Source organism: Paenisporosarcina macmurdoensis (assembly GCF_042658845.1).
Taxonomy (GTDB): domain Bacteria; phylum Bacillota; class Bacilli; order Bacillales_A; family Planococcaceae; genus Paenisporosarcina; species Paenisporosarcina macmurdoensis.
Map to the genome: position 1 here is coordinate 84,464 of NZ_JBHSRI010000003.1, position 20,291 is coordinate 104,754.

The window sequence follows — 20,291 nt, forward strand, 5'->3', positions numbered from 1 at the left end:
GACTTATGATGTAAGATTCCCCAATAACTAAATGAATTAGAAATACTGAAGTAAAACTACCTGAGTTACCCATAATTCAGAATGTAGTGCGGTAGAGGAGGAGAATATGTGAAACACATATTTGAAGGAACCATTAAGAAAAACAATAAAGTTGAACATTCATATAATGTCCAGACATTAACGCTAGATCATTTGTCAGATATTTTATTCGTACAAGAACAAATTATTCTTTCATTAAAAAATAAAGAGATATTACAGCCTCTCTCAAAACAAGAATTCCAATTTATTTTAAATGGCAACGGTTTAATGATCGGTGCATTCGTCGATGAAACACTAATTGGATTTCGAGCTTTGCTCATTCCCCAGATTGATGAGGAACATTTAGGACTAGATATTGGTTTGAAAGAAGAAGAATTACAACAGGTGATTTATCAAGAAATATCCAATGTGTTACCTGATTACCGTGGGAATCAATTGCAAAAAACGCTAGCGATTCTTATTATGCAAGAGTTATCGCAGCAACATCATGACTATCGTTACGTGTGTTGTACTGTTGCAACCTTTAATATTCCAAGTTTAAAGGATAAGTTTTCACAAGGGATGGAAATTTTAGCTCTGAAAGAAAAGTATGGTGGCCTTTTACGTTATATTTTTGTGAAAGATTTGCAAGAAGTCAATTCTCCAATTTGGAACCAAGTTACGTTCATTCAAATGGATGATATCGAAGCTCAACAAGAAAAACTTGCTGAAGGCTGGCGTGGATTTCAAATAGAAGACCGTGATGGAGTTCAGTGGATAAATTTTGGACATAGAAAATGAATATGAAAACAAAAACACCTTCAACATCAACACATTGTTTCACGTGTTGAATACCTGAAGGTGTTTTTCTGTCTTAAGTTATATTACCTTGTTAGCTCATGCACAACGTGCGGTTAGCCAAATGTATTATAAACAACAATAGTTTAACAAAGCCTTTTTTTAATGATCAAGTTTGGCTTACTAAAACTCACACTCACCTTGCCGCTTCTACGGTTTCCGGTAGATATTGCTTTGGCGTTCTAGTATCTTGTAACCAACATGCCACAGTATGCTGCGTCTCGATCACCGTATCTTGAGGTGTGAAGTGATGGCATACTTTCATCGTGTGTGGGCATCTTGCAGCAAATGCACACCCTTCACCAAGTGTTGATAACTCAGGAGGCGAACCTGGTATAGGTAGTAAAGGAATGGAACGATCTTCATTTAACTTAGGCATCGACTGTAATAGCCCTAGCGTATATGGATGTTGTGGATTATAGAAAATTTCATCAAGCGTTCCTTGTTCCACAATCTTTCCTGCATACATAACCGCTACACGATCTGCCATATTTGCAACTACCCCTAAATCGTGGGTGATTAATATAATGGCCGTATCCATTTTCTTTTGCAAGTTTTTCATTAAATCTAAAATTTGGGCTTGAATGGTTACATCAAGTGCTGTTGTTGGTTCATCTGCGATTAAAACCTTTGGATTACACGCAAGTGCCATGGCAATGACCACACGTTGTCGCATGCCTCCTGAAAAATGGTGTGGGTAATCTTCTAATCTAGCTTCAGCACTTGGGATTCCAACAAGTTTCAACATTTCCAGAGCCCGTGCACGTGCTTGCGCTTTGGATAAGTTTTGATGCTTTTGCAACCCTTCCATGATTTGCTTACCGACTTTCATCGTTGGGTTCAACGAAGTCATCGGATCTTGGAAGACCATCGAAATCTCAGATCCGCGTATTTCCGTCATGTCTTTAAGTGAAATGTTTAATAAACTTCTATCTTCATACAGAATATCGCCTTTTGTAATTTCGGTATTATTTTTTGGCAATAACCGCATAATCGATTTTGCAGTAACGGATTTCCCCGATCCTGATTCACCTACAATTGCCAATGTTTCACCTTTACTCAACTCAAAATTAACGCCTCGTACAGCAGTAATTTTTCCGGTTTGGGTCTTGAATGACACATATAAGTTATCAACCTTCAGTATATTTCTCTTCATCTTGGACCCTCCCCTATTTTCTCATTTTTGGATCAAGTGCATCTCGTAAACCGTCTCCCAGTAAATTAAAGCAAATCATAATTGTACTAATAATGATTGCTGGGTAAATCAACTTGTATGAAAAATAACGCATCGACTTATAGCCATCTTCGATTAACACCCCAAGTGAAGCAAGAGGTGCTTGTAAACCTAGTCCTATAAAGCTTAAAAAGGCTTCAAAGAAGATTGCTGTCGGAATTGTAAACATAACGGTAACGATGATTGGACCCATTACATTTGGCAATATATGCTTCCAAATTAGTCGTGGATTTGATGCTCCAAGCGTCCTTGAAGCCAACACAAACTCTAGACCTTTCAATTGTAGAACTTGTCCTCGAACAACCCGGGCCATCCCAACCCATCCCGTAATAATCATCGCTAAAATAATTGACTTAACGCCGGGTTCTAATATTAGGATAAAGAGGATAATGACAATTAAATTCGGGATCCCCACAAGTATTTCAATAATTCGTTGCATAATATTATCGACTCGTCCACCATAAAACGAGGAAATCCCGCCGTAAATGACCCCAATAATTAAATCGAGCACTGCAGCTACTAATGCGATGAAAAGAGAAATTTGTGTACCTTTCCAAACTCGCGTCCATAAATCTCGACCAAACTCATCTGTTCCAAACCAATAGTTTGTTTTAACTGCCTTCTCTGCATACTGATCAATTCCTCTAGCGTCTTTGCCGTCAAAACCTAACCATTCTAACCCTTGCATTTTAGGGGGCATATTGGAGTGTTCAATATTTTGACCTCGATATGTAAACTCGTTCAAACTCGGACCTACAATGGCCAAAATGATTAATAATACTAGCAACACTAATGAAATCATCGACCCTTTATTTTTGGCAAGCCGTTGAAATGCTTCTTTCCAGAAAGATACGGATGGAGTTCCAATTTCCTCACTCTTTTTTGGATCAAGTGGCGCCTTTACAAACATATCTGCTGTAATTTCTTCGGGGATATAGGCATTCTGTGTTTGAATATCTTTTGATACTATATCTTTATTGTTTAAGTTTTTCATGCTGATTCCCCCTCGTTATAGGTAATACGGGGATCTAAGAATCCGTAAATAATATCGACTAAGAAGACCACAAATATAAATAATGCACTGTAGAAAATCGTAATACCCATAATGACGCTATAGTCGAGAACTAGTATGGAAAGCGTAAACTGTTCTCCAAGACCTGGAACAGAAAAGATTTTTTCAATAACTAACGTCCCTGTCATAATCGATACTGCCAGAGGTCCTAACATAGTTACTACTGGAATAAGCGCATTTCGAATGACGTGTTTTACAATGACTTGGTTTTCAGTCATTCCTTTTGCTCTCGCCGTTATGACATAATCTTGCCCGAGTACTTCAAGCATCTCACTGCGAATAAATCTAGCAACAGTGGCTGTCACAGTTACGGATAAGGCAAAAGAAGGTAAAATCGTGCTAGAATACCCTTCCCACAGAGCTACGGGCAACCACTCTAGTTTCACCCCAACATAATATTGAAGCAATGCCGCAAATACGAAAGAAGGAATTGACATACCGATAACGGCTATCGCAACAGAACCATAGTCAAAAATCGAATTGTGTCGTAGGGCTGATATAATTCCAAGAATTAATCCAATGATTGCACCAAATACTAATGCCTGGAGTCCAATAAACGCAGACGGGCCAATGCGATCGCTTATCATACTTGAAACAGTTCTGCCTTCATGTTGGAAGGAGTACCCCAAGTCCCCTTGTACTAAATTCCCAAGGTAACGTATGTATTGAATTCCAACAGGTTGATCGAGTCCGTATTTTGCATTGAGAACCGTCATTTGTTGTTCTGTTAATTTTTCTGGATTTGTAAAGGGGGTACCTGGTAGAAATTGCATAAGGAAAAAAGTGATGGAGACGATGACAAAAAGAGTAACTAACATATATCCGATTCGCTTTATTAGGTATCGCTTCATACGAACACCCCTATTCTTTAAGATACGTAAAATTCAAAACGAGGGTGTGCCGAAACTCGGCTACACCCTCGTACTTTTAGCTGTATAACCACTACTTTATTCTTCGATTGAAGCCCACTTGTAACTAAACTCTGCGCCCGTTGGATGCACGAGAACTCCTTTGATTTTTTCTCTAATCAGGATGGACTCACCCTCTTGATAAAGTGGTGCAATTGCTGCATCTTCTTCTAATAACATTTTTTCAAGAGATAATAACATTTCATAACGCTTAGCAAGATCAGATTCTATTCTTGCTTGTGCTACTAATTTATCTAACTCTGGATTGTAGTAATCCATACGGTTAGCTGATCCATCTTTTAACCACATATCAAGATAAGTCATCGGGTCACTGTAATCTGGTCCCCATGAAGATAGTGATAAATCATATTCGATGGCTTTTTCAATTTCTAGACGTTGTGCGAAAGGAACTGCTTTGATTTCCAATTTCATTCCTGGAAGATTGTCTTCAAGTTGTGCTTGAATGTATTCAGCTACTTTCTTTTGATCATCTGAATCGGCAATGTTAATAGATACCGTTACATCTTTTTGACCCGTTTCTTTTAAGCCTTTTGTCCAAGCTTCTTGAGCTTCTTCAACTGTACCTGTATTGAAGTCACCATTTAGTTCACGGTAATCTTTATTATCTGGAGAGTTATAGAAACCTGCAGGAACAACTCCATTTAAAGGAGAAGAACCGTCTTTTAAAATAACATCCGTAAGGCCTTTTTTATCAATTGCCATATTAATTGCTCTACGAATATCTTTGTTCCCTAATACCGGATGGTTATGATTGAAACGTAGGAACACAAGTCCTGATTCTTGCATAGTTTGGAAGTTGGCATCATCTTTATATTGATCCACTAAGGCAGAACTTAATTCTACGCGATCTACTTTCTCAGTTTCATATAAGTTAGTCCCAGTTGAAGGGTCTTTTACAACATAGACGTTGATGTTATCCAACTGAACTTCTTTTGCATCCCAATAATCTTCGTTCTTTTCATATTTCCATCCTTGCTCATGTGTCCATTCAACAAGTTTGAAAGGTCCGTTGAATAAAACACCGTCAGCTTCAAGTGCATATTGATCGCCTTTTTCTTCAACGAATTTTTGATTTTGTGGCAAGAATGTAGGGAATGTTAACAACGTTTGGAATAATGGATTTGCTGCTTCTAATGTTACTTCCAACGTTTTTTCATCAATTGCTTTTATGCCAAGTTCATCAGCATCTTTTTCTGCATTTAAAATGGCTTCAGCATTTTTAATGCCAGCAGTTACGAACATGAAAGCGTAAGGGCTGTTATCTTTCATTACACGTTTCCATGCATATTCGAAATCTTGTGCAGTAACTGGCTCACCGTTACTCCATTTAGCATCTCGTAATGTGAATGTGTGTACAACTTTGTCTTCACTTTCTTCATGTTCAGTTGCTAATGCTTTTATTGGTAAGTTATTTTCATCTTGACGATATAATCCTTCATTAATATTATTTAGAACTGTAAACGCAATACCGTCATGTGCTTTTGTAGAATCTAGTGTAGGTATATCGGCTGGCTCCGTGACATTTAGCGTTTGATTTACTTTATTATCTTCGTCTACTTTTTCAGTTGAATTACTAAAGTTACATCCAGATAATAAAAGTGCTGTTGCCATACCCAGTGTTAATGCTGAATTTTTTATCTTTCTCCTCATATTCCTGCCCCCTATATTTCTCTCAATTTTTAACAATCATAATAGTTATTTTCATATAAAGCAATTTAAAATTCAAATTTTCTGAAAATTTTTACCCTATGGTAATGTATAAGAATATCAAGAAAGGAAAGTTTACCTATGAAATTTAGAAATATACTAATTACCACTTCTTTAGTAGTCTCTTTGTCCCTCCCTTTTTTGCTACATCAAAGCTGGAGTTTTAGTAAATGGATGGATTCTCTTTTTTTAGTCGGGCTTTTACTATTAATCATTTACGCAATCATGGTTCTCATTGAAGCTGAATTCTTCACCGCATTTATCAAAAGTTTCAAACATTTTTATGGGCGAATTAATAAAAAAGAACAACTTATAAGAGAAAGTGAAAAACGCTCAGATCACTCAGTTATGTATCGAAAAAGTTTTCCATCCAGGAAAAGTTTCTTCGAGATTGGCCTCCTGTTGTGCACAGTTAGTTTACTCGCTTCAAGTGCCATTTATTACTTCGGAAGATGACGCATAAAGTTTTCATTTGCAAAACCTTTCACGAGATCTTCCGAGTAATTGTTTTTTAATAGTTCGTTTAATAAGTTTTGCTGCATCGATGCATCTTCCAAATCAATAATCTTTGTTGTGATTCCGTCAAAATCAGAACCGAGTCCGATGTTTTTTTCCCCACCTAAGGCACAGAAATGATCAATATGTTCAATTAAATTACTCATTGTGACATTGTCCTTATCCTTCACAAACTGAGGACAGTAAACCATATGTACCATTGCATCTTTTTCAAACATCGCTTTCGCTTGGTCGTCAGTTAAGTTTCTGACGTGATTCATGATCGCCTTAGAGTTTGAATGACTAGCAATCGGATATGTTGCTATGTTCATTACATCCCAAAACGCTTTCTCACTTAAATGGGAAACGTCTGTTAACAACTTGTGTTTATTGTTAAATGCTACGATTCCTTCTCCAAACTCAGTTAAACCAGCACCACGCTTTTCCTTTGCTCCATCTGCTGCTAAATTCGCATTATTCCATGTTAACCCCACTGAACGTACACCTAATTGATATAAAATCGAGAGCTTTTTCAAATCATTGCCGATAGCATCGACTCCTTCAAGAGTTAGTAGTGCACCAATTTCCTCATCTTGTAAGTTTTCAATATCTGACCACTCTTTTATTAATTTCATCTCTGGATTATTTCCGAGAACATCCGTGTAGAAATAATGTATTTGATCAAGGGCTACTTGAAATTTTTGCTCAGCTCTCACATCTGGGAAAACAAAAAGCGCAAATGCTTGGACTTTAACCTTTCCTTTTATCAATCGTTCCTTATTCGTTTCCAGTTCTTTTGCATCTTTAAATTTGATCTTCCCTTGGGTTTGATAGAGTCTCAATAAAGCGTCACAGTGCAAATCAATAATTTTCAACATACCCATTCCTTTCTTACCTTTTGTATTTTCATAGTCTATGGACGTTTTTTCTACTACTAATTAATATTCCTTCTATATAAAGTGTCTTGACACCTCGACCCGGTATAATCCTCTGTTATTACAACTTTTTGATATACATACATTTCGATGCTTTTTCGTTATCCCCTTTTTTATACTATAATTTACTCAAAATTCGACTTTAACTTTTTTTACCAATTACTTTTTTAATATAATTAAAATTCTAATAATTCTGCAAAATACCTTTACTTTGACGAAGTAATATCCTTTAATAGAGATTAGTTACAAAATTCTAATAATATTTGGGGGTAGAAGAATGAGAAAGATTGCTAAAAAGTCATATCTATTAATCTCTGTTTTCATGCTAATTTTATTAGCTGCATGTAGTGGAGCAGATACTACGGGTGATGGAGATTCAAAAAATGCTGATGGAACTGTAACAGCAAAAATTGGGGTCATTTCGTATTTATCTGGACCTGGTGCAGCATATGGTGAAGCAATCACGAATGGTTTTAACTTAGCTTTAGATGAAATTAATGAAAAAGGTGACGTTAAAATTGAACTAGTTATTGAAGATTCAGCTGGTAAGCAAGAGCAAGCATTAACAGTTGCTCAGAAGTTAATGAGTGACGATGATATTGTTGCTTTATTAGGACCAACATTAAGTACAGAAATGAATGTTGTTGCTCCGGAAGCTGACTTAAACGGTATTCCAATTATGGGAACTTCTACGACAGCAGCTGGAATTCCTCAAATCGGAGAATATGTATTCCGAAATTCTTTACCTGAATCATTAGCAATCCCCGCTGCTTTGGAAAAAGCAGTTGCCGCAGAAGATGCTAAGACAGTTGCTATCCTTTATGGAAATGACGATTTATTCACAAAGTCTGGCTTCGACACAATGAAAGAAGAAGCTGAAAACATGGGACTTGATATTTTAACAATTGAAACTTTCCAAAAAGGTCAGTCGGACTATAATGCACAACTGACAAAAATTAAGGATCTTAATCCAGACTTAATTTTAGCTTCAGCTCTTTACAATGAAGGTGCGGTTATCATGGACCAAGCTAGAAAAATGGGAATTGACGTACCATTCGTAGGCGGTAATGGCTTTAACTCGCCTCAAGTTATTGAAATTGCTGGTGACGCTGCAGAAGGTCTAATTGTTGCAACACCTTGGTTTGGTGACAAAGACGAACCTAAAGTACAAGAATTTGTTAAGAAATACGAAGAAGAATACGGTGCTAAACCAGACCAATTCGCAGCACAAGCTTATGATGCACTTTATATCATGGCAGAAGGCTTAAAAAATGCTGGTGAAGCTGATCGCGATGCTCTTCGTGATGCACTTGCAGAAATTAAAGATTTAGATGGAGTACTTGGTAAATTCTCCTTTGATAAAGACGGAGATGTAGTGATGGAGCCAACGGTACTTGTAATTAAAGAAGGCAAGTTCCAATTATTCGAGTAAAACTAGTAGGTTCTGAGTCTTACTTTGGTGTCGAGAAGTCTAGTTAGATTAAATGGCAAAAGCACAATGCTTTTGCCATTTAACCTATACATTTCACTTTTATTTAAACTTCTTCGAGTTCCCTCTTTCACTAAGACTCTTATCACCACGCAAAGTTTAAAAATTTAAAAGGTAAAGGGTGATATATCTTGTTATTAGAGCAACTAATTAATGGAATAACACTAGGAAGCATTTATGCAATTGTTGCCCTTGGATTCACTCTTGTTTTCGGGGTACTTGGTATCATTAATATGGCGCACGGTGAAATCTTCATGATTGGTGCTTTTATCGGTGTATTGGTTACCAGTGTTTTGGGTTTGCCATTGTGGGTTGCGTTTATCGCAGCAATTGCCGTAACAGCTATTTTGGGATACATGCTTGAACGAATTGCGCTACGCCCTCTTCGTGGAAAGCAAGGCGTTTCCCATCTCGCGCCATTAATAAGCACCATTGGCGTATCTATTTTACTAGAAAATCTGTCCCATCATATATTTGGTGCAGGGAACCATCCTTTCCAAAATTCCTTTGCAGAAATCCAAATACAGATTGGGTCAATTACCATATACATTGTACAAATTTTAATATTCGTCATTTCGATTGCGCTGATGTTGATTCTTTCTTACTGGCTTTCAAAAACAAAAGCAGGTAAGGCCCTTCGCGCAACTGCTGAAAATTTAGAAACGGCCAGTCTCCTTGGTGTCAATACGAAAAGAACCATAACGACAACGGTTATTATTGCTTCTGCACTCGGTGGAATAGCGGGTATTTTAGTAGGAATGGCATTTAACTCTGTTAACCCGCAAATGGGATTATCCATGGGACTTAAGGGATTAGCCATTATCATTTTAGGTGGTATGGGGAATGTCAAAGGTGCGATGGCAGGAGGATTACTTCTTGGGTTAGCTGAAACTATGATTGTTGCTTACGGAGATTCCGGATACCGTGACGCTGTAGCCTTTATTACAATCATCGTTATTCTTCTAGTAAGACCACAGGGGCTCTTCGGTAAAAATACCTCTGAGGCAGGAAGGTGATGTCATGTTAGCAGAATTACTAAATCCATATCATTTACAAATTGCTTCCTTTATCATGATTAACATCATTTTAGGAATAAGCATTTACATAACTCTTTCTTCTGGTCAGTTATCATTGGGAAATGCAGGTTTTATGGGCATCGGGGCTTACACCTCCGCCTTGTTAACCATTCATTTTGAAGTACCGATTATCATTGGTGTGATTCTAGGTGCATTAGTTGCAGGTATATTTGGAATATTAATTGGTATTCCTGCTCTCAGATTATCTGGAGTTTACTTAGCCATTGCCACTCTAGGTTTCGGTGAAGTCATTCGCGTAATATTTGTTAACTGGGAATCTGTTACGCAAGGAGCTGTAGGGCTATCAGGCGTGCCACATCTCGGTAGAGAACTTTTTAAGACTGTAACAGCTATGGGATTTGAGCCAGAGATGCTTGGCTTAAGGAATAATCAAGTCGTCTATCTAATGGTCCTTACCCTTCTAGTTGTAATTAATATTTTTCTTGTATGGTTCTTTATTAGACAAAATAAATCACGTGTTGGACGTGCGTTCGCAGCGATTAAAATGGATGAGAAAGCTGCAGAATCCATGGGGATTAACATTACCTATTATAAAGTTTTGTCATTTACTCAAGGAGCGCTTTTAGCAGGCTTTGCAGGGGCTTTATATGCACATGTTATGGCGTATATCAGTCCAGCCGATTTCGCTTATCACCGCGCAATAGAAATTCTAATCTTCTCCGTGTTTGGTGGTAGTGAAGTAATTTGGGGTGCCATATTCGGAGCCGCATTTATGACGATTTTGCCAGAAGCATTACGCGTGATTAGTGAATATCGCTATATGATTTATGGTGTTATTCTTATTTTAATGATGGCATTCCGCCCTCAAGGTATTATCGATGTATCGTTCTTGAAATGGCTTAAAAAAATGATCAAGTTTAGAAGGGGGACCGACCATGGTACTGGAACTAAAAAACATAACTAAAAACTTTGGTGGAATCTCCGCTTTAACCGATGTATCTTTTAAAATTAATAAAGGTGAAATATTTGGTCTTATTGGTCCAAATGGAGCCGGAAAAACAACGATGTTTAATGTGATTACGAACATGTTTCTTCCGACTTCTGGGGAAATTAATTTTCTTGGTGAAACGATATCAGGAATAAAACCACATAAAATTACCGATAAAGGGATTTGTCGTACCTTCCAAAATATTCGACTCTTCTCTCAAATGACGGTTTTAGAAAATGTCTTAGTTGGAGGTCATTGCCGTAGTACCTCAGGCGTTTTAAGCAGTGTTTTTCGCACCAAATCTCAACGAACTGAAGAAGAAAACACACGAAAAGTAGCAACGGAGCTATTGGAATTAGTCGGTTTATCTAGCTATGAAGATGTTATTGCAGAAAATTTAGCTTACGGGCAACAAAGAAGACTTGAAATTGCAAGAGCTTTAGCTAGTAACCCAAGCCTTCTCTTACTAGATGAACCTGCCGCTGGAATGAATGAAACCGAAACTGACAACTTGTTTGAATTAATAAAAAAAGTGCAGCAACGAGGTGTAACCGTGTTATTAATCGAGCATGATATGCCCTTTGTAATGAAACTTTGCGACCGAATTACAGTATTAAATTTCGGGAAAAAACTTGCCGAAGGAACGCCTGAAGAAATTCAGAACAACCCAGATGTTATTGAAGCATACCTCGGTTCAGAGGAGGACGATCAAATTGCTTAAAGTAACGGGCATTGAAACTTTTTACGGAAAGATACAAGCGCTAAAAGGCGTGAGCCTTGAAGTAGAACAAGGAAAAGTTGTCACGCTTCTTGGTGCAAACGGAGCTGGCAAAACAACGACAATGAAAACGATTGCTGGTTTATTAAAACCTAAAACAGGCACTGTTGAGTTTTTAGGAGAAAATATCACAGGGATGAGACCTGATCAACTACTAAGAAAAGGAATTGCCCTTGTCCCTGAAGGTCGAGCAATTTTATCAACGATGACCGTTTTAGAAAACCTAGAAATGGGTGCCTACCATCGGAATGATCATGATATTAAAAAAGACATTGAACAAGTAATGGAACAGTTCCCGATTTTAAAAGAACGTAGTGAACAGCTAGGTGGAACCCTTTCAGGGGGGCAACAACAGATGTTAGCCATTGCTAGGGCCTTACTTTCAAAACCAAAACTATTATTGCTAGATGAGCCTTCAATGGGACTGGCACCTTTAATCGTCGCTGATGTTTTTAGAATGATTAGAGAAATTAAATCTTCAGGAACAACCGTCCTTCTGGTTGAACAAAATGCAAAACAAGCTTTAAAAGTGGCCGATTATGGCTACGTAATGGAAACAGGAAAGATCATAATAAATGGCGAGGCAAAAGACCTTCTAGAAGACCCACGAATTGTTGAAGCTTATCTTGGGAAAAAATCTAGTTAATAAGAAAAACCGGGCAAAGTGCGCCCGGTCCTTTTAGGAAGAGTAACCATAGTAACCTGTTGATTTCCGCTACGGTGGACGCTTTTCGCGGGCAGAAAACATCTGCTATTTCCGCAGAAGTCGCCACCTGCGCTTCAATCAACTAATATAGATGGCAACTACGATTATAGGTTGGTTTAACTTAGAATCATTTATTCGTGACTAATCAATAAGCAATTGATTGATTTTCTTGTTGCTTACTACTCACTTCATGGATTGTAGTGGAAGGCGGTGTGAAAACATCTGCTCCTGCGGTTACTCGTCGCAAAGATATTGGACGAATTACAGTTCGTCCAATATCTTTCCAGCGGGATCAGCGGGACAGGTGAGACCCCGCAGATCGCGAAGCGACCGAGGAGGCTCACCGCCCGCCCCGCGGAAAGCGTCCGCTTGAAACGGAAATCAACAATATTAATGAATCGCTGGCGCTTGAAGCTAGACATAGTTACTCTAAGTTATATTCAAGAGAAAAACTCCGGGAACAATCGGAGTTTTTCTTTCTATTCTCATTTAAATGAAAATTCGGTAAATGTCGTTGATAGAACGTATGTAGTCACCTATACTAAGTAAAAGCTTTTCGAAAGGAATAATCCAATGACAAATTCTATTTTAAAAATCGACTATCCACATTCCATTCAACTATTAGAACAAATGGCTTCTGAATCGATTGAAAAAGGACCTTTTACATATGTAAACAGTGGTTCTGGTGCAGAGAGCACGTTAAGAGCAAATGTCAGTGCCTTTGAAGACTGGCACATTGTTCCCCGTGTTCTGAATGACGTTAGCAAACGGGATGCGTCAACACAAATATTAGGAACAACCTTCCCTTCTTCTTTTGCCATTGCTCCTGTAGGTGTACAAAGCATATTTCATCCAGATGGGGAACTTGCTTCAGCAAGAGCAGCCGCACATCATGATGTACCATTTATAGCTAGTACATTATCGTCTTATTCTTTAGAAGAAGTTGCAGCAAATCTTGGCAATACTCCGCGTTGGTTTCAGCTGTATTGGTCTAAGGATGTAGAACTAGCATTAAGTATGGTCAAGCGAGCAGAGGAAGCTGGTTATTCGGCAATTGTTATTACGGTGGATACTGCCCTTTTAGGAAATCGAGAACGGGACTTAACTAATGGATATTCTCCTCTGAAACTAGGAAAAGGATCAGCAAATTATTTACATGACCCAGTTTTCCTAAGTCGATTAGGAAGTAATCCTTCTAGTGATGATCCAGATGTAATTGGAAAAATAGTAGACGTGATATTTAATCCCTCATTAACGTGGGATGATCTGCGAACAATTAAAAATCATACCAACCTTCCTGTTTTATTAAAAGGAGTTCTCCATGAAGAAGATGCCCGTAAAGCTTTACATTATGGAGTAGATGGCGTAATTGTTTCTAATCATGGGGGTAGACAGTTAGATGGCTGTATTTCTTCACTCGAAGCCTTACCCTCTATTGCAGAGGTGATTCAAGGAAAAGTTCCTATCTTACTAGATAGTGGGATTAGAAGAGGTTCTGATGTCATTAAAGCGAAAGCGTTAGGTGCAAACGCAGTGTTATTAGGCAGACCTTTTGTTTACGGATTAGCAGTCGGTGGTGAACAAGGAGTCCGACATGTGTTAAAAGACTTCATACATGATATTGACGTTTCATTAGCGTTAACAGGTTTCTCATCCATGATACAAGTCGATCAATCCATCATTCGCAAGAAGAACTAAACATTTTCGGGTGTTCTTCTCCATGCAGAATTAAAGAAATTTAGCGTTTAATTCCCCTTATATATTATAGGATAAATTACCTAATTTCCCAATTGAAATATAAGACTACTATCTGTCTATTCAGGAAATAAAGGAATATAATATAAGTAATATGAAGGGGGTGTAGACGTGGAACTCGAACGTAAATTGGTAGTTTGGAAGAATGAAGGTTTTATCGATCAATCAGCGGTTGAACAGATCTTAACTTTTGAAAAACAACAACCTAAACCCACTAAACTTCCATTGCTATTAATTATTGGACTCATTTTCTTTTCACTGGCAGTTTTTAGTTTCATTGCAGCAAATTGGCAGGTAATGCCAGCTTTGCTCAAGATAGGATTATTCGTATTATTTATGTGGATGTTCTATGGTTTCGGCTATTTTTCAGAACGTAAAAACGTAGGCCGTCCGATTATTTTCCGTCTCCTAGGACTCGCCATGTTTGGAGCCAGTATTCTGGTAACCGTTCAGTCCTTCCATTTTTCTGTATCAAATTCATTACTACCATGGGCCATATTCATTGCTGCTCTCGCTCACTATTTTTACTGGCGTCAGTTCCCATACGCGGTGATTGCTTTTATAGCTGGCGTATTCGTTTTAATGACTTCTATCCCATCTATGGGTTGGTTAGAATGGGGCTGTTACATTGCCGTTACTCTTGTTTGGTTCTATTTTAGTCATTCCAATAACTCCATGATATTCAGTTGGTTGTTGCTTTTTGGATCAGGATTAATGCTATGGACACTCGTAGATTACGAAAGTATTTTATGGCCAATTTGGACACTGTTTACGCTCGTTCTTCTACTTCTAGTTGTACCACAAAAAGAACGTTTATTAGGTCCTTTGTATTTAGTAATTGGAGGCATTCAATTAGTCGTTTACTTGGCAGTTCGAGGAGAAATGCAAGATTCATTTGTTGAACTTCATCTGACAGAGTCTATCGTATTATTGGTTGTTGCTGTAGCTATTTTAGTACTAACTTATCTACGTTTCCGGTCAATTAGTTGGATTGCTGTTCTAGGTGCGGTTGGTTTGTTGTTCTTCGATGATACAGCGATTGGGCTCGCAATATTAGCTGAAGTCGTAGCCCTAGCATATTTAGTCCTATCTAACCGACAAGAAAAACCACTCACTTTCGGTTTTATCTATTTCATCGCAGTTCAATTTGTTCTTTATTTCGTCTATGCATGGGAAAGACTCGACATGTCTCTCTTCTTCCTACTTGGTGCGATTCTACTTTTCGTCCTATCAGGAATCGCTTGGTATGTTAACCGTAAGAAAGCAGGTGTAGCGTCATGAAATCGTTCCTATTCCCTGTTTTACAAAGTTTGTTTGTTGCGCTGATTATCATGAGTTTTTACGCTACTTCTTGGTTCGGTGAACAATTTACCTTACGAGCAGAACCCTTCGATCCATTTGATCCGTTTTATGGAGAATATGTAATGTTGCAGTATCCTGACCTAAAGCCTACTGACTCCTTGCAAAATGGGGATGTCTATTTCACATTAAAAGAAGGAAATGATGGCTATGCTTTAATCGACCGTGTTGATTCTTCTCCCTTCTTTGGATCAATTCATGGAACGTATTACGATAACCGCATCACGGCTCCACAACTTGAGCAATATTATGTGGAACAAGGCACTGGACCAAGCCTTGAAAAAGCACGTGATTTAGTCGTTACAGTCGATGTTGCTCCTTGGGGTACCATTCGCCCGGTGAATTTAGACGTGCAACAAGATTAATAGAAAAAAGAGGCTGTCTAATACGTCCCTAAAGAAGCAGGTAGAGAAAACGATTCGGTTTTCTCCACCTGGTTTTTTTATTTCTCTCGATAGTAACTGATGATGCTTACTACTTGCGAGCTGGCGCTTGGAGCTAGACATAGCCCTCTAAGTCCAAAGGTGTAGGTTGAAAAAACTTATACTATCTTATATCTTGAAAAGAGGACTGCTCTAAAAAGTCAATATGACTTTGGGGTAGCCTCTTTTTTGTCCTCTGAATATACCATTCTTGTAATCGCTTACAAATACTGACTATACAATGTATCATTTAAATTTTCTCCATAAAAAAACAAATTGACGCAAAGAACTAGAAAGTTTATTATTACGCTATTAGCGTCTATTAAGCGACAATTAAAAATAGTCTAAATAAAAATCGGACTTAAGAATGATACCTTGTCAGTGAGCTAAGCAATAACATCAATGTTTTGGGGGAGTTCAAATTGAAAAAAGAAATTTCTTTTAAATGGGCAATTATTCCACTCGTCGTAATGATTGTAGTAATGGCCTTTACGATTGTAGTGCTCGAGCAAGGACCACATATTCCACTGATTATTGGTACGATTACAGCTGCACTTGTTGCATGGCGTAGTGGATATAAGTGGAAAGAAATCGAAGAAGCCATGTATAAAGGAATTCGACTTGCTTTACCAGCTGTCATAATCATTATTTTAGTTGGTTTAACTATTGGGGCATGGATTGGTGGAGGAATTGTTGCCACTATGGTTTATTATGGATTAAATATCATTACTCCTTCCTTATTTCTAGTTTCCATTACTTTGATTTGTGCAATTGTATCTTTAGCAATTGGTAGTTCATGGTCAACTATGGGTACTATCGGGGTCGCAGGAATGGGTATTGGATTAAGTATGGGTATCCCTGCTCCAATGATTGCCGGAGCAATTATCTCAGGCTCTTATTTTGGAGATAAAATGTCACCGCTTTCAGACACTACAAACCTAGCAGCAGGACTTACAAATACAGATTTATTTGTACATATTAAACATATGTTATTCACGACCATACCTGGACTTATCATCGCATTAGTCGTCTATTTTGTATTGGGAAGAAACTTTGGAAAAGGCGATATAGATTCTGCTAATATTGATCAAACAATTAGTGTATTAAAGGATAGCTTTGTAATCTCACCTTTTTTATTGATTGTTCCTTTACTCGTTATTATCCTAGTTGCCAAAAAAGTTCCCGCAATTCCAGCATTAGTTGTTGGCATCGTGCTTGGTTTCTTATCTCAAATTCTTATCCAAGGTGGCGCAACTGCTGATGCAGTAGCAGCTCTACAAAGTGGATTTGTTATTGATACAGGCAATGAAATGGTCGATAATCTATTTAACCGTGGTGGTTTGGATTCAATGATGTATACAGTATCAATGACCATTGTAGCGATGACATTCGGTGGGATACTTGAGTACACCGGAATGCTACAGGCCATCGTAAAACAAATATTAAAACTAGCAAAAACATCAAAAAGTTTAGTTGCATCAACAGTTGTATCGTGTTTTGCGACAAATGCAACGTGTTCAGAACAATACATTTCAATTGTTATACCAGCTCGAATGTATTCAAAAGCATATCGTGACCAAGGACTCCACTCTAAAAATCTGTCTAGAGCTTTAGAAGATGGTGGCACACTAACTTCTGTTTTTATACCTTGGAATACATGTGGTGTGTTTATCTTCGGTACACTAGGAGTTCATGCATTTGATTACGCCCCCTATGCCGTATTAAACTTTGTTGTTCCTGTACTTTCAATTATTTATGCCTTTACTGGATTTACGATTACAAAATTAACTGAAGCCGAAATATTAACTTTGAAAAAAGAAGAAGACATGACTTTAAATACTTAAAGATAAAAGGAAAGTTCTTATGAAACAGAACTTTCCTTCTTAATTATAAATTAATATATTTAGTTTATAGATTGCCCTGGGTCTTCCTTGTTGATAGGTCATTTCTTCACCCACAACAAGAACAAATCCTTGGTCTGCTAATTTCTTAAGAATTCGCTCAGTGGAACGTCTTGTCACTTGTAAGTAATTGGCTAGGTCCACAGCTGTAAAATGGCGTGCGTTTTTAGTTTTACCAAATTGAATGATTTTCGAAAGATTCGCTGGACTTAATGTTGTTTGTTTTGCCATTTTCAGAAACTCGGGTTGGTCAATTGCCAATCGTTGTTGTTTATATTCTTGCGGATAAGGGCCGTTTAATTCTTTGCCTTCAGTAAGGATATAAGCACAACTCGCTTCTCCCTCTTTTTTTGCAAAGCGCAAAGCAATTTCAGCATTTTGACCAGCCTCAAAAATCGTTTCTCCATAACCAAGACCAAGTTTCACATGTTTCTGGTCTTTATTAAAAAAGTCACGTAACATATTATTATTTATTAAATTTTCAATATTTCCCTGTGTGCTATAGAGAGCGTATAAATTTGGTTTCATTTGTTGAACCGTTGCATCAATATGATGCGCAATTGCAGCAATCTTTTCCTTTTTCAATTCATGTGTGCCATTTATATAGATATAGCCAACTGCTACTTTAGCGGACTGACGTTGAACTAATTGAGCTTTAGTTTTAGAATCATGCAATCCTCTAATTAACGTATCACTAGGATTAATCATACGCATTACTGGTACCCCAAGTTGTTGTAATTGATCATAGACTGCATGCACGCTAGTTATAGCTAAATCGATTATTCCTTGATTCCAAAGAGTTTGATGATAGGTAATAATTCGATTTAAGTCAAAGTGACTTTCTACCATGTCTTGATAGTCCATAACATGTACTACTTGATCTTCACAATCTATATCTGCTAGTACATTCGTTACAAACGTAGCATCCATTAAATCAATTGATATCCGTGTTAACAAAACTTTTTTATGATAACTAACAGCAAGTAAAGTTGATGTTACGGACATTTCATCTTGAGCTAAATAATGTGTAGGAATGGTCAACTGCTCTCTCCACTCTCTAGAAAAATAGTAAGGTAATGCTCCTGAGAAAAAAATAATATCACACGGATTGATTGTTTTGACAAGTTGAGTAGCGTCTTGGGGTTCTTGATATACATATTCATCTATTTGAATATCCGAAATTTGCGTTGAAAGCGACTGTATCCGTTTTAAAAAATCAGCTGAACCAATTACAGCTATTTTAATGACCATTCCTGTATCCCCCGACTATTTATTAACGTCTATTTAACGACAAATATATCAAACTTTCAGACTATTTGTAAATCGAAAGGATGTTTATCATATGAAAATTACAGCTATTCACTTATACGCCATTCATTTACCTCTTCACGAGCCTTTTGTTATTAGTTATCATACATATACCTTTATGCCTTCCATCATTGTGAAAATTGAAACTGATGAAGGTATTACTGGCTATGGTGAAGCAGTTGCAGACGAACACGTGACAGGCGAAACATGGGAAGGCACCTATCAAACTATAAAAAACACATTGGCTCCTGCCGTTTTGGGACACAATCCATTGGAAATCGAAAGACTCCATGAGCTAATGAAAAAGACCATTTATACGGCTCCTACTGCAAAAGCAGCTATTGATATCGCATGTTTTGACATAATCGGAAAAAAAATTCAGCAACCCGTCTATCAACTCCTAGGTGGTCGTTACCATGAGCAGTTCCCTATCACTCATGTGCTGAGTATTGCCGACCCTGAAGTAATGGCCAATGAAGCTGCTGCCCATGTAGCTAAGGGTTACCAATCCTTTAAAATGAAAGTTGGCACGAATGCCAAGCAAGATGTCAAGCGAATTCAAGCTGTTCGAGCACGAGTGGGCGAAGATATTGCCATTCGTGTTGATGTAAATCAAGGGTGGAAAAACAGTGCCACAACCCTCGTAGCATTAAACCAATTGCAAAATTGCAATTTAGATTGGATCGAACAGCCAGTCATGGCAGATGACATTGATGGTATGGTAGAAATAAAATCAAAATCTTTGATTCCTTTAATGATTGACGAAGGCTTAAAAGGAACTCGTGAAATGATCGAAATCATCCAAAAACGAGCTGCCGACAAAGTGAATATTAAATTGATGAAGTGCGGTGGCATATATCCTGCCCTAAAACTGGCTCATCAAGCCGAACTTGCTGGATTAGATTGTCAAATTGGCTCAATGGTCGAATCGTCTATTGGCTCAGCAGCCGGATATCATGTTGCTTTTTCAAAAAAGAATATAACGACGGTTGAACTAACAGGTCCATTAAAGTTCTCAAAGGATATTGGCAATTTAGCATTTGAAGTCCCCTATATTCGTTTATCTGACAATCCAGGATTAGGTGTAGAAATAAATGAAGAAACATTACGTGAATTAACCATTTATCAGGATATTGTCCGCTAGTTAGGAAAGTCCATTTAATAAGTCCAAAATCTAAAAAAACACCTATGATAAAAGCGCCTTTAGTTAAGGGCTATTATCATAGGTGTTTGTTATTTCTTGCACGATCTTTCTAAGCTATATTATATTGTCATAGTTTTTTCGCAATAGGATAAGACT

General features: G+C 37.7%; 18 protein-coding genes. 12 read left to right on the plus strand and 6 right to left on the minus strand.

The window, feature by feature from the left end:
* Window positions 1–108: 108 nt before the first annotated feature.
* Window positions 109–819, plus strand: coding sequence for a GNAT family N-acetyltransferase (locus ACFPYN_RS04355; protein ID WP_377732741.1), 711 nt, complete (start codon window positions 109–111; stop codon window positions 817–819).
* Between the two features lie 193 nt (window positions 820–1,012).
* Here ACFPYN_RS04355 and ACFPYN_RS04360 read toward each other — a convergent pair whose 3' ends face one another.
* From ACFPYN_RS04360 to ACFPYN_RS04375, 4 genes are all read right to left on the minus strand, one after another.
* The gene (locus ACFPYN_RS04360) at window positions 1,013–2,032 is read right to left on the minus strand and encodes an ABC transporter ATP-binding protein (RefSeq protein ID WP_377732743.1); all 1,020 of its coding nucleotides are present in this window, start codon (window positions 2,030–2,032) and stop codon (window positions 1,013–1,015) included.
* A 13-nt stretch (window positions 2,033–2,045) separates the two neighbouring features.
* Entirely contained in the window at window positions 2,046–3,104 is a 1,059-nt protein-coding gene (gene opp3C, locus ACFPYN_RS04365) for an oligopeptide ABC transporter permease (protein WP_377732745.1), read from the minus strand.
* The gene (locus tag ACFPYN_RS04370) at window positions 3,101–4,033 is read right to left on the minus strand and encodes an ABC transporter permease (RefSeq protein ID WP_377732747.1); all 933 of its coding nucleotides are present in this window, start codon (window positions 4,031–4,033) and stop codon (window positions 3,101–3,103) included. The genes opp3C and ACFPYN_RS04370 overlap by 4 nt, the downstream gene beginning before the upstream one ends.
* 96 nt (window positions 4,034–4,129) lie before the next feature.
* On the minus strand, window positions 4,130–5,761 hold the full coding sequence (locus ACFPYN_RS04375; protein ID WP_377732748.1) for a peptide ABC transporter substrate-binding protein: 1,632 nt from the start codon (window positions 5,759–5,761) through the stop codon (window positions 4,130–4,132).
* Window positions 5,762–5,992: 231 nt separating this feature from the next.
* Here ACFPYN_RS04375 and ACFPYN_RS04380 point away from each other — a divergent pair, with 231 nt between their 5' ends.
* The gene (locus tag ACFPYN_RS04380; protein WP_377732890.1) at window positions 5,993–6,274 is read left to right on the plus strand and encodes a DUF3899 domain-containing protein; all 282 of its coding nucleotides are present in this window, start codon (window positions 5,993–5,995) and stop codon (window positions 6,272–6,274) included.
* On the opposite strand, the gene ACFPYN_RS04385 is transcribed toward ACFPYN_RS04380, so the two are convergent.
* Complete coding sequence (locus ACFPYN_RS04385; RefSeq protein ID WP_377732891.1) at window positions 6,259–7,188, minus strand: dipeptidase; 930 nt, start codon at window positions 7,186–7,188, stop codon at window positions 6,259–6,261. The two genes, ACFPYN_RS04380 and ACFPYN_RS04385, sit on opposite strands and share 16 nt — an antisense overlap.
* A 337-nt stretch (window positions 7,189–7,525) precedes the next feature.
* On the opposite strand from ACFPYN_RS04385, the gene ACFPYN_RS04390 reads away from it, so the two are divergent.
* From ACFPYN_RS04390 to nhaC, 9 genes are all read left to right on the plus strand, one after another.
* The gene (locus tag ACFPYN_RS04390; RefSeq protein WP_377732750.1) at window positions 7,526–8,680 is read left to right on the plus strand and encodes an ABC transporter substrate-binding protein; all 1,155 of its coding nucleotides are present in this window, start codon (window positions 7,526–7,528) and stop codon (window positions 8,678–8,680) included.
* 188 nt (window positions 8,681–8,868) lie between these two features.
* Window positions 8,869–9,753 (plus strand): branched-chain amino acid ABC transporter permease, encoded by an 885-nt coding sequence (locus ACFPYN_RS04395; protein WP_377732752.1) that lies wholly within the window; start codon window positions 8,869–8,871, stop codon window positions 9,751–9,753.
* Window positions 9,754–9,757: 4 nt separating this feature from the next.
* Window positions 9,758–10,738: a branched-chain amino acid ABC transporter permease gene (locus ACFPYN_RS04400; protein ID WP_377732754.1), complete on the plus strand. Its 981-nt coding sequence runs from the start codon at window positions 9,758–9,760 to the stop codon at window positions 10,736–10,738.
* Window positions 10,710–11,483 (plus strand): ABC transporter ATP-binding protein, encoded by a 774-nt coding sequence (locus ACFPYN_RS04405; RefSeq protein WP_377732756.1) that lies wholly within the window; start codon window positions 10,710–10,712, stop codon window positions 11,481–11,483. The genes ACFPYN_RS04400 and ACFPYN_RS04405 overlap by 29 nt, the downstream gene beginning before the upstream one ends.
* The gene (locus ACFPYN_RS04410; RefSeq protein WP_377732758.1) at window positions 11,476–12,186 is read left to right on the plus strand and encodes an ABC transporter ATP-binding protein; all 711 of its coding nucleotides are present in this window, start codon (window positions 11,476–11,478) and stop codon (window positions 12,184–12,186) included. Before ACFPYN_RS04405 ends, ACFPYN_RS04410 begins: the two co-directional genes overlap by 8 nt.
* A 633-nt stretch (window positions 12,187–12,819) precedes the next feature.
* The gene (locus tag ACFPYN_RS04415; RefSeq protein WP_377732759.1) at window positions 12,820–13,944 is read left to right on the plus strand and encodes an alpha-hydroxy-acid oxidizing protein; all 1,125 of its coding nucleotides are present in this window, start codon (window positions 12,820–12,822) and stop codon (window positions 13,942–13,944) included.
* Between the two features lie 168 nt (window positions 13,945–14,112).
* On the plus strand, window positions 14,113–15,282 hold the full coding sequence (locus ACFPYN_RS04420) for a DUF2157 domain-containing protein (protein WP_377732761.1): 1,170 nt from the start codon (window positions 14,113–14,115) through the stop codon (window positions 15,280–15,282).
* Window positions 15,279–15,725 carry a GDYXXLXY domain-containing protein gene (locus tag ACFPYN_RS04425; RefSeq protein WP_377732763.1) on the plus strand — a complete coding sequence of 149 codons (447 nt, stop codon included), beginning with the start codon at window positions 15,279–15,281 and terminating at the stop codon, window positions 15,723–15,725. Before ACFPYN_RS04420 ends, ACFPYN_RS04425 begins: the two co-directional genes overlap by 4 nt.
* A 479-nt stretch (window positions 15,726–16,204) precedes the next feature.
* Window positions 16,205–17,626 carry a Na+/H+ antiporter NhaC gene (gene nhaC, locus ACFPYN_RS04430; protein ID WP_377732765.1) on the plus strand — a complete coding sequence of 474 codons (1,422 nt, stop codon included), beginning with the start codon at window positions 16,205–16,207 and terminating at the stop codon, window positions 17,624–17,626.
* 39 nt (window positions 17,627–17,665) lie between these two features.
* Here the strand turns inward: nhaC and ACFPYN_RS04435 are convergent, their stop codons facing one another.
* On the minus strand, window positions 17,666–18,934 hold the full coding sequence (locus tag ACFPYN_RS04435) for a transcriptional regulator (protein WP_377732767.1): 1,269 nt from the start codon (window positions 18,932–18,934) through the stop codon (window positions 17,666–17,668).
* Between the two features lie 91 nt (window positions 18,935–19,025).
* Here ACFPYN_RS04435 and ACFPYN_RS04440 point away from each other — a divergent pair, with 91 nt between their 5' ends.
* Window positions 19,026–20,135: a mandelate racemase/muconate lactonizing enzyme family protein gene (locus tag ACFPYN_RS04440; RefSeq protein WP_377732769.1), complete on the plus strand. Its 1,110-nt coding sequence runs from the start codon at window positions 19,026–19,028 to the stop codon at window positions 20,133–20,135.
* Window positions 20,136–20,291: the final 156 nt, after the last annotated feature.